General features: G+C 35.6%; 9 protein-coding genes. 2 read left to right on the top strand and 7 right to left on the bottom strand.

Annotated features, from left to right (window positions below; translation table 11 throughout):
* Positions 1–314: 314 nt before the first annotated feature.
* On the top strand, positions 315–1,337 hold the full coding sequence (gene namA / locus FG390_RS15320) for an NADPH dehydrogenase NamA (RefSeq protein ID WP_141191908.1): 1,023 nt from the start codon (positions 315–317) through the stop codon (positions 1,335–1,337).
* On the opposite strand, the gene rnz is transcribed toward namA, so the two are convergent.
* Together rnz and FG390_RS15310 are read right to left on the bottom strand one after the other, a co-directional pair.
* Positions 1,307–2,245, bottom strand: a complete 939-nt coding sequence (gene rnz / locus FG390_RS15315) for a ribonuclease Z (protein WP_141191907.1) — start codon at positions 2,243–2,245, stop codon at positions 1,307–1,309. The two genes, namA and rnz, sit on opposite strands and share 31 nt — an antisense overlap.
* 266 nt (positions 2,246–2,511) lie before the next feature.
* Positions 2,512–3,744 carry a DNA polymerase IV gene (locus tag FG390_RS15310; protein WP_141191906.1) on the bottom strand — a complete coding sequence of 411 codons (1,233 nt, stop codon included), beginning with the start codon at positions 3,742–3,744 and terminating at the stop codon, positions 2,512–2,514.
* Between the two features lie 173 nt (positions 3,745–3,917).
* On the opposite strand from FG390_RS15310, the gene FG390_RS15305 reads away from it, so the two are divergent.
* Positions 3,918–4,169, top strand: a complete 252-nt coding sequence (locus tag FG390_RS15305; protein WP_141191905.1) for a DUF2651 family protein — start codon at positions 3,918–3,920, stop codon at positions 4,167–4,169.
* Position 4,170: 1 nt separating this feature from the next.
* Here FG390_RS15305 and FG390_RS15300 read toward each other — a convergent pair whose 3' ends face one another.
* The 5 genes from FG390_RS15300 to FG390_RS15280 all read right to left on the bottom strand — a co-directional run bounded on the left by FG390_RS15300 (position 4,171) and on the right by FG390_RS15280 (position 8,905).
* Complete coding sequence (locus FG390_RS15300; RefSeq protein WP_181406524.1) at positions 4,171–4,884, bottom strand: cytochrome c biogenesis CcdA family protein; 714 nt, start codon at positions 4,882–4,884, stop codon at positions 4,171–4,173.
* Between the two features lie 129 nt (positions 4,885–5,013).
* The gene (locus FG390_RS15295; RefSeq protein WP_141191903.1) at positions 5,014–6,132 is read right to left on the bottom strand and encodes a M20/M25/M40 family metallo-hydrolase; all 1,119 of its coding nucleotides are present in this window, start codon (positions 6,130–6,132) and stop codon (positions 5,014–5,016) included.
* Between the two features lie 366 nt (positions 6,133–6,498).
* A complete protein-coding gene (locus FG390_RS15290) occupies positions 6,499–7,260 on the bottom strand; it encodes a sulfite exporter TauE/SafE family protein (RefSeq protein ID WP_141191902.1) in 762 nt (253 codons plus the stop codon).
* Between the two features lie 194 nt (positions 7,261–7,454).
* Positions 7,455–8,276 carry a prephenate dehydratase gene (pheA, locus tag FG390_RS15285; RefSeq protein ID WP_141191901.1) on the bottom strand — a complete coding sequence of 274 codons (822 nt, stop codon included), beginning with the start codon at positions 8,274–8,276 and terminating at the stop codon, positions 7,455–7,457.
* A 200-nt stretch (positions 8,277–8,476) separates the two neighbouring features.
* Positions 8,477–8,905 (bottom strand): BrxA/BrxB family bacilliredoxin, encoded by a 429-nt coding sequence (locus tag FG390_RS15280; protein WP_141191900.1) that lies wholly within the window; start codon positions 8,903–8,905, stop codon positions 8,477–8,479.
* Positions 8,906–9,561 lie beyond the last annotated feature (656 nt).

Genomic DNA, 9,561 nt, shown 5'->3' with positions numbered 1-9,561 from the left:
TTTGTATAACATTTTGGTCCCCACCCGCATAGCAGGTGGTTTATTGTTTCGCACGTTTCACGTACTCAACTGACTAAAGTCACTAATTAAAACAAAAAACTTCACGTTTAACGTGAAGTTTTTTGTTTTAGGAGAGTGTAAAATACTTTTTAGTCTATTTTTACAACATTTTTCTATAATTATAACTTAAGTCTCTTTATTTGAATTAAAGATCCACACATGTGAAAATAATATAGTCATTCAAATGCTGGTTTTTTTGAAATAATAAGAACACCAGAACATTTAACAAAAAAATTAATGAGGATGTGACTATATTGCAATCGAAACTTTTTACCCCATATAAAATCAAGGATCTAACACTTAAAAACCGTATTGTTATGGCACCTATGTGCATGTACTCAAGTGATGAAAACGGACATGTAAACGACTGGCATCTAACTCATTATACGAGCCGGGCTATTGGACAAGTTGGTTTGATTATAATTGAAGCCACAGCTGTAAATCCGAAAGGACGTATCTCCGCCTCCGATTTAGGTATATGGTCTGATGAACATATTGAAGGATTAAAAAAATTAACCACTTTAAATCATAAATATCAAAGTAAGATAGGCATTCAACTTGCTCATGCTGGGCGTAAAGCACAACTTAAAACCCAACCATTAGCCCCTTCTGCCATCCCGTTTAATGAAGAATATCAAACGCCTCAAGAACTCACCATAGAAGAAATCAAACAGACCATTCATGATTTTAAACAAGCTGCAAGAAGAGCTAAAGAAGCGAACTTTGATGTCATCGAAATTCATGCAGCTCATGGTTATTTAATTCATGAATTTTTGTCTCCCCTATCGAATCAGCGAAAAGATCAATACGGTGGGTCAGAAGAAAATCGCTATCGCTTGTTACATGAGGTTATTGAGGGCGTAAAGGAAGAATGGACAGGACCATTATTTGTTCGAATTTCAGCGAACGATTTCACTGAAGGTGGAAACACTCCAGATACCTATGTCCCTTATGCTGAAAAAATGAAAGCTCAAGGGGTTGATCTTATCGACGTTAGTTCTGGTGCATTAGTTCCCGCACAAATTGATGCTTTTCCTGGATATCAAGTCCCTTATGCCGATCAAATAAAAAACGAAGCCAGTGTAGCCACTGGTGCGGTGGGTTTAATCACTCATGCTTTACAAGCAGAAGAAATATTAAAGAATAATCGGGCTGATCTTATTTTTATCGCAAGAGAACTTTTACGAGATCCTTATTGGCCAAAAACAGCTGCTATTACTTTGGGTGAAACGATTGATACTCCGGTTCAATATGAACGGGGTTGGCGATTCAAATGATACGTCCAGCCATCGGTCGCAAGATAAGTATTTAAAAACAGTTTTTTTGCTTCACCCAAAAGACGTTCATTATCTGACTTTAGATAACGAGAACTTATATGCGTTAAAATTAAGGCGGCTGCATTCGCCGCCTTTGCTATTTGAGCGGCTTGGGACGTCGTCGAGTGGTAATAATCGTGTGCGAGGTTAGAAAGTTTCTCTTCAAAAGTTGCTTCATGGATCAATAGGTCTACATCCTCTGACAATTTTTTTGCTGATGAGCAATATCTTGTATCGCTTATCAAGGCAAAAGAACGTCCTTTTTTATTAGGACCAATAAAATTTGATATTTTTAATATTTCTCCATTTGGTAAGACAACCTCTTTTTCAGTTTTAATGGCTTTATATATAGGGCCTGGCATAATGCCCTTCTCTGTTAGTTTATCTACGAGTAATTCACCTGGTTGATCCTTTTCAACAACACGAAAACCAAAACTCGTTATTCCATGCTCTAGTGGCTCTATCTGGATAGAAAAGTGTTCTGTATCAAAAATATAGCTGGACTCTTCGATTTCAGTAATATGCAGAGGATATTTAATATGTGTTGATGATACCTTAAGTGATACATCTATAAAATCTTTTAACCCTTTCGGTCCAATGATATTTAGAGTTTCCGATCCTCCTTGGAATGATCGGCTACCTAATAATCCAGGAAGCCCATAGATGTGGTCACCGTGAAGATGAGATATAAAGATTCTATTTATTTTTGAAAGCTTTATAGGTGATGAAAGAATTTGGTGCTGTGTCGCTTCTCCGCAATCGAATAACCAAATGTGGCCTTTATACTCTGGAAAGGAAACGGCAATCGCTGAAACATTCCGATCCTTTGCAGGAATTCCTGCTCCAGTGCCCAAAAAAGTAAAATTCATTTTTATCTCTCACACTTCCTTTAATGTTATCTATTTTCGTGTTTTGCAATAAAGTGAAACTTCAATGGTTGGGGTTTTTCGATGCACAGGATGTGCTAGAGCAGGCGTTGCGACAGGACGCCTGGTTTTTAGCCTGCGTCATCCCCCACTCATTGTAAGGATTAACCAATCGGACTTTTACGAGCAGTTATCCCCCACCTAGGAATGCTCGTTTACACTCATTGCCTTGAGGCGGAGTCTTTACTAGCCGTTAATGCGGGAAAAATTCATTCATTCGTCCTTTCGTTTGATTTATATTCACCATTTTTCACTTTTCTATTTTTAATCATACTTGATGCTAATTGCAAGGCATTATTTCCATATTTATTGGTTACAGCGTTTATCAAATCAACAACAGGTTCTTTTTTCAACTCATCTTGATAGGTAAAAAGATCTAACTGGGTTGTAGAGTCAGCTAGAGCCTCAAAAGAAGTTAATGTGATACCTAGTAAGCGCACTGGGCGATCATCCCAGTGGCGGTGAAAGAGCTCCATGGCTTGAAAAAGGATATCTTGTTTGGTGATGAGTGGTGTTTTTAATGTCTTATTTCGTGTGATATTCGTCCAATCAAAATAACGAATAACAATGCTTATTTGGTAGCTAGCAATATGCTCTCTTTTTAACTTAAAGGCTATTTTTTCAGACTGCTTTGAAAAAACCTCTTTAACGACAGTCAAATCAATCGTATCAACTGGTAAAGTTGTTGAATGACCTATACTTTTGTATCGATCCTCAGATTCAGGATCGACTGGTCTATCATCCCATCCATTCGCATGATTAAATAAGGAAATACCCGGCTGCCCTAATCGTTCAGAAATACGTAACCGATCAAATTTAGCCAAGTCTCCTATGGTATGTATGTTCATTTTCTTTAATTTTTCCTCTGTCTTCGAACCGACACCATGCATGTCTCCAATTGGGAGATTCCACAACGTTGTAGGTAAATCTCTTTTACGAAGAATCGTTAATCCCATTGGTTTTTGCATATTAGACGCCATTTTGGCCAAAAATTTATTTGGAGCAATTCCAATGCTGCAAGGCAGTTTTAATGATTTGTATAAATGTCGTTGAATCCGCTTAGCTAAATGTACAGGGTGTATAACCGATACTACAGAAGACACATCCATATACCCTTCATCGACTGATACCTTCTCCACTAATGGAGTCACACGCCTCAAAATATCAAAGATTTGTTTCGATGTTTCTCGGTATAAAGTCATATTAGGCTGTTTGACAATAAGTTCTGGACAAAGCTGTCGTGCTTTCCAAACTGGCATGGTTGTTTTAACACCTTTCGCTCGCGCTTCATAACTACTTGTGACTATAATCCCTTTTCGATCTTCAACTCGTCCAGCTATGGCTAAAGGATGTCCAGATAGTTCAGGATGATGAGCTATTTCGACTGATGCATAAAAACAATTCATGTCAATATGAAAAATGACCCGATGTCCACTTACCATAGTAACACCCCCCAACACATACTAGATTTAATTGTAGAACATTCATTCTTATTTATCAAATAAAATTCTTTTAATAAAAATTTATCTTTTGAGCTATACTTTTGATAGAACATTCAGTTAAAATAGAAGATAGATCATTTTGTCCATTTTTATAAAAAAAGGAGGATGTAAGGTTGAGTGATTTTTTTAATCAATTTACATTTGTATTTCTACTGTTTCCTTTCTTAAGCCTTGTTATTGGCATTGTTTCTTATCTTTATTTTCGAAAATTTTTTATAGCCCCAATCGTTATCGTTTTTCTTAGTTTTATCCTCTGTTTGACCATCTATGATATGAGTTTTCTAATTCTAGCGACTCTATACACATTACTTTCCATTGCCGCTGCTTTGTTAACAAAATTTGGTTTATATTGCGCAAGAGATTGAATCAAAAGCCCCTAAAGCCATGAAAGACATGTGATATTAAATAAATACTTAATTTTCTAATCCAATCAAAATATAGAAAGATCCCCATCATAAATATGAAATATCCAGACACGGTTCTTAGTACTTGGCTTAATCGGTTGACTATAGAAATTTTTCCTATCCAAAAAGAAAGCAAAAAAAAGGGTAATGAAAATCCAATGACATAATAAATCATATACAACAAGAATTGATCAGGGTTTGAATAACCGAGAATGAGAATGGCGGCTAATATAGGACCTGTACACGGAGTCCATGCGGCTGCAAATGTCATACCGATTAGGATTGATCCTAGATAGCCAGCTGGTCGAATGTTAAATGTGACGCGTCTTTCTCGCATTAAGAAAGAAGGACGTATAATCTCGATAAGAAACAAACCTAAAAGAATAAGAACCAAAGCACCTATCTTCCGAAGAATATCACGAATTGAGAAGAGATAATGGGACAAATAGGTACCTGACATACCGAGAGCGACAAAAACAAAAGCAAAGCCAAGCATAAACAACACCATGTGAAGTAAAGCCTGCTTGCGGAAGTTAGAAGATATGTGCTTTGTAACTTGCTCTTGTAATGTCACGCCCGTTAGATAGGATATAAAACCAGGGTACAAAGGTAGGGTACAAGGTGATAAAAAAGATAACATTCCAGCACCAAAAGCCAAAATCACATTAAGATCCATAAGCTTGTCCTCTCTTATCATAAATCATTCTAATTAAATAGATATGATGATAAAAGCAATATTATGGTTTTTATTTGGAGTTGTAAAAAAATAGAAAAAGGATCCCATAATAGAGACCCTTTTTCTATATTATTTATTTGCTACTTCTTGAATGATGGCTAAAATTAATTCTCCCGTTTTCACAAGTTCCGCAATCGGCATTTTTTCATTTGTGGTATGAATATTTTCATAACCAACAGCAAGATTCACCGTAGGTATTCCATGACCTGCAAGAACATTAGCATCGCTTCCTCCTCCACTTTTTAAGCATTTTGGAGTTCGGCCAATAGAAGAAATGGCGTTCTTAGCCACTTTTACGACATGATCGTCTTCATTAAAATGAAAACCTGTATACATATATTTGATGTCTACTTCTGCTTTACCGCCCATTTGCTCAGCTGTTTCCTCAAATGCCTTTTTCATTTTCTGTAATTGATTGTCCAATTTTTTTGGATCAAGTGAACGGGCTTCAGCTAGAATTTCAACGAAATCACACACAATATTCGTTTGTCTGCCTCCTTGGAAATGACCAATATTGGCTGTTGTCTCTTCATCAATACGACCTAAAGGCATCTTAGAAATGGATTTTGCTGCTACTGTTATGGCCGATACACCTTTTTCAGGAGCTATACCTGCATGGGCTGTCTTTCCATAGACTTTAACAAAAAGCTTTGCCTGAGACGGTGCGACAGTGATAATGTCTCCTACTGGTCCATCGCTATCTAATGCATAACCATATTTTGCTTTGAGATGCGACACATCCAAAGCCTTAGAACCAACCAATCCTGATTCTTCACCGATCGTGATCACAAATTGCAGGGTTCCGTGTGGTGTATTGGTTTCTTGTAAAACACGAATAGCTTCAAGAATCGCTGCAAGTCCCGCTTTATCATCTGATCCAAGGATGGTTGTTCCATCAGACACAATATATCCATCCTTTATGGAAGGCTTTATGCACTTGCCTGGAACAACTGTATCCATATGAGATGTAAAATAAATGACGTCTGTGTCGACATTACCTTTAAGCGTACATATTAGATTATTTGCACCGTGTCCCGTTTTCTCCTTTGCATCATCTTCTTCTACTAATAAACCTAAAGACTCAAATTTTGACTTTAATACTTCAGCTATTTTTTCTTCATGTCCAGTTTCTGAATCTACTTTGACCAATTCAATAAATTCTTTGATCATACGCTCTTGATTAACCATTTGACATCACCTTTCAATATGACAGAATATGTATCACTCTTTTATCTTATCATAATCATTCAACTTAATTCTTTCACTACATCTCTTAATGTAAGTGGTTCAGACTAGGTCATTTGCATTCGATAGTTATATTAGATATTCTTTCAAACTTGATATACTTCGTGTTAGGATAGAATATGGAAAATACACTATTAACGGTGGATAACTGAACGAACAATTATGTAGGAGGTTTTGATATGTCAAATAAATTAATGAAAATGGTCATTTATATTGTCATTGGTGTTTTAATTTTAACATTGTTCTCTAGTGCCATTGCTGCAATATTTCAATAAAAACCGTCTGATTTTTATTTTGACGGTTTTTGTTTTATAGAACTAATAATACCGCACCAAGTGTTGGTACTAAAACCATGGCTATTTTTAAGTAAAGCTCGGGCACGCGTTTCGTAAATTTAGCCCCTATGTAAGAGCCTATCATCGTACCAATCACAACAGCAATAAGCAGTTTAATATCTAAATACCCTAATCGATAATTATCAGCTCCTCCAGCTAGAGCGATCGGAATAATAACAAGCATCGTGGTTCCTGCGGATTTTCGGACAGACATCCCAAATAAGATCATTAAACCAATTTGAATGAATGGTGTAGAGCCTATCCCAAATAGGCCCGACAAAACACCCGTCACAAAACCAACAGTGATCGCTGCTAACCAAAAGCGTGATCCTTTTGGAATTTGATCTTCCTGTATGATTTCCTTTTTACGGGAAATTAAAATCATTCGGACCCAAAGTATAATGGCTGACAGTAATAATATGCCTGCTGTCATCCATCTTAATATATGTGAATCAATTTGAGCTGAAAATTCAGAACTGATCCAAGCTCCAACGGAACCAATTAATCCTACTGGAATTCCTACTTTTAATATTGTATTACCTTCTCGATAATGACTAATCGCACCAGAAATGGATGAAAAAAACATGGCTGATAAGGCTGTGCCAAGAGCCGTATGAATAGAAAATCCAAAAATAGTGGTTAAAATTGAAATAATGAAACCTGAACCACCTGCCCCAACAAATCCGAGGCATACACCAACTGCAAGCATGGTTAATGCAACGATAACCATACACATCACCTCTTTACTTACCACAAAGCTGATAATCATATATGTTTCATTTATAATTATCTCATATAATGAATAGTATGGCATATCATCATTGTGACAACATTGTTTGTAATTTTTTTCTGACAGTAAAGCTATGATAGCTCGCTAGGGAATTTAATATGAAAAAACACTTTCATTAAGATTAGAAAGTGTTTTCATCTTTATTTAAGGATTGTGGTCTTATAACTTCCTAGAAAATCAACCTTATGTCCAAATGTCTCTAAAATAATTTTTACTTTCTGTGCTCGTTCCTCATCGTAACCCATTTCTGCCTCAATAAAAAAGCGGTAGGTTCCCAATTTCTTTCTTGTAGGTTTAGATTCAATCCATGTTAAATTGATACCTAAGCCTGAAAAAACATTGAGAATGGATGAAAGCATACCCACATACTCTGTGGATGGTGTGACAAGAATCATCGTTTTATCTTGTATCTTTTTAATTCGGTGATTTTTACTTAAAACGATAAAACGCGTATGATTATGTTCACTATCTTGAATATCTTTTTCAATGATTTGAAGACCATATAATCCGGCTACCCATTCTGATGCAATCGCCGCTCTATTTTTATTTCCTTGTTCCATAATTAACTTCGCTGCATTTGCTGTGCTATCAACATGTTGACTTAAAAATTTATGATGTCTAATATAATTTCGACATTGATCTAGTGCAGGTGTAATAGAGATAACCTCGTTAATATCACTAATCTCTGAACCTTTTAAACCAATCAGATTTAAAGATACAGGAAAAATAACATCTGCATCGATTGATAAATTGAACATCATCAATCCATCAATACTCGTGTCAATCGTTCCAGCTATTGAATTTTCAATTGGCACGATACATTTATCAACGTCATCGATACTGACAGCTTCTATCGCATCATATATTGATTTTTTCGGAAATAATTCCGTATTTTTTGGAAAAAAGCGGGTTGCCGCTTCTTCTGAAAATGTTCCCCTAGGGCCAAGATAAGCAACTTTCATAATAAATCTCCTTCGTGGCTTTTACTTATGTTCCTTTATTTAAGCATTTTTTAAGGTAAATTCATAGACCTATTAATCATAAATATTTCTATTAATTGATTATTTTTAGCTTTTTATTAGGTAAAAAAAGATATGTATTTGTGAAAAAAAGACTGATTTCAAAAGCATTATACTTTTGAAATCAGCCTATTGAACTCTGTTTACTTACAATACTCATCAAATAATGATTCAATTTTATAGGCAACTTGGCTAGGATCATGCCCTTCAATTTCGTAACGCTCAATCATTTTTAAAATCTTGCCGTCCTTCAATAAAGCAAAAGATGGTGAGGATGGTGGATAGCCTGTAAAGTATTCACGAGCTCTTTCTGTTGCTTCCTTATCTTGTCCTGCAAAAACGGTAACAAATTGATCTGGTTTCGTTGCAACATTCACAGCATAGGCAGCTGCAGGGCGGGCAATTCCACCTGCACAACCACATACAGAGTTAATCATAACAAAGGTTGTTCCATCTTTCGTTAAGGCTTTATCAACCTCTTCAGGGGTCTTTAATTCTGTATACCCAGCTTCAACGATTTCATTGCGAGACGTTTGAACAACATCATTCATAAAGAAATCAAAATTATTCATACTCGTTAAGACACTTCCTTTCTATTCAATGCACTCTTATCGACCATTTGGTATCTTCTTATGGTTTAATTCTATTTTAACGAAGATCTTCCTAAAATCAAACATTCAGCTTTATTTAATAAGTGGTATAACGTTCAGAAATGATTTTTAATGGAGAAATATGACTTCAATTTCCTTATTTTAGGTTAATATTCAAATTTAAAGGAAGTCCCTCCGCATTTTATGTATTATCAAATAAAATTGGTGATATGCAACTAAGGCGAGTAGTAGAATTAATTTAACGGCTTTTATTCTGCACACTATACTTCTAAATTTTTTTGTAAAAAAATTATTTTTATATCACCATTTCTCTCTTTTTCTTGCGATTTATAATATATAGGGTTTATGATGTTTTACTGGATACGTCTAAGATGATAATTTAAAATTTGAATTTTCAACCTGATGTTAATTGCAGAACTTCGAAAGGGTTTTGCATCATTTCCGATTTTTATTGAGCTACTTTCCGGTTTATTGAGCTACTTTCCGGTTTATTGAGCTACTTTCCGGTTTATTGAGCTACTTTCCGTTTTATTGAGCTACTTTCCGTTTTATTGAGCTACTTTCCGTTTTATTGAGCTACTTTCCGTTTTATTGAGCTACTTTCCGTTTTATTGAGC

The organism is Terrilactibacillus laevilacticus (assembly GCF_006517395.1).
In the GTDB taxonomy this organism is placed as follows: domain Bacteria; phylum Bacillota; class Bacilli; order Bacillales; family Sporolactobacillaceae; genus Terrilactibacillus; species Terrilactibacillus laevilacticus.
This window is presented reverse-complemented; position numbering and strand designations above follow the sequence as displayed.

Coding starts and splice junctions, on each gene's coding strand:
- rnz (WP_141191907.1), bottom strand. CDS start 2,245: ATGAATTTTACTTTTTTGGGCACTGGAGCAGGAATTCCTGCAAAGGAT.
- FG390_RS15310 (WP_141191906.1), bottom strand. CDS start 3,744: ATGGTAAGTGGACATCGGGTCATTTTTCATATTGACATGAATTGTTTT.
- FG390_RS15300 (WP_181406524.1), bottom strand. CDS start 4,884: ATGGATCTTAATGTGATTTTGGCTTTTGGTGCTGGAATGTTATCTTTT.
- FG390_RS15295 (WP_141191903.1), bottom strand. CDS start 6,132: ATGGTTAATCAAGAGCGTATGATCAAAGAATTTATTGAATTGGTCAAA.
- FG390_RS15290 (WP_141191902.1), bottom strand. CDS start 7,260: ATGTGTATGGTTATCGTTGCATTAACCATGCTTGCAGTTGGTGTATGC.
- pheA (WP_141191901.1), bottom strand. CDS start 8,276: ATGAAAGTTGCTTATCTTGGCCCTAGGGGAACATTTTCAGAAGAAGCG.
- FG390_RS15280 (WP_141191900.1), bottom strand. CDS start 8,905: ATGAATAATTTTGATTTCTTTATGAATGATGTTGTTCAAACGTCTCGC.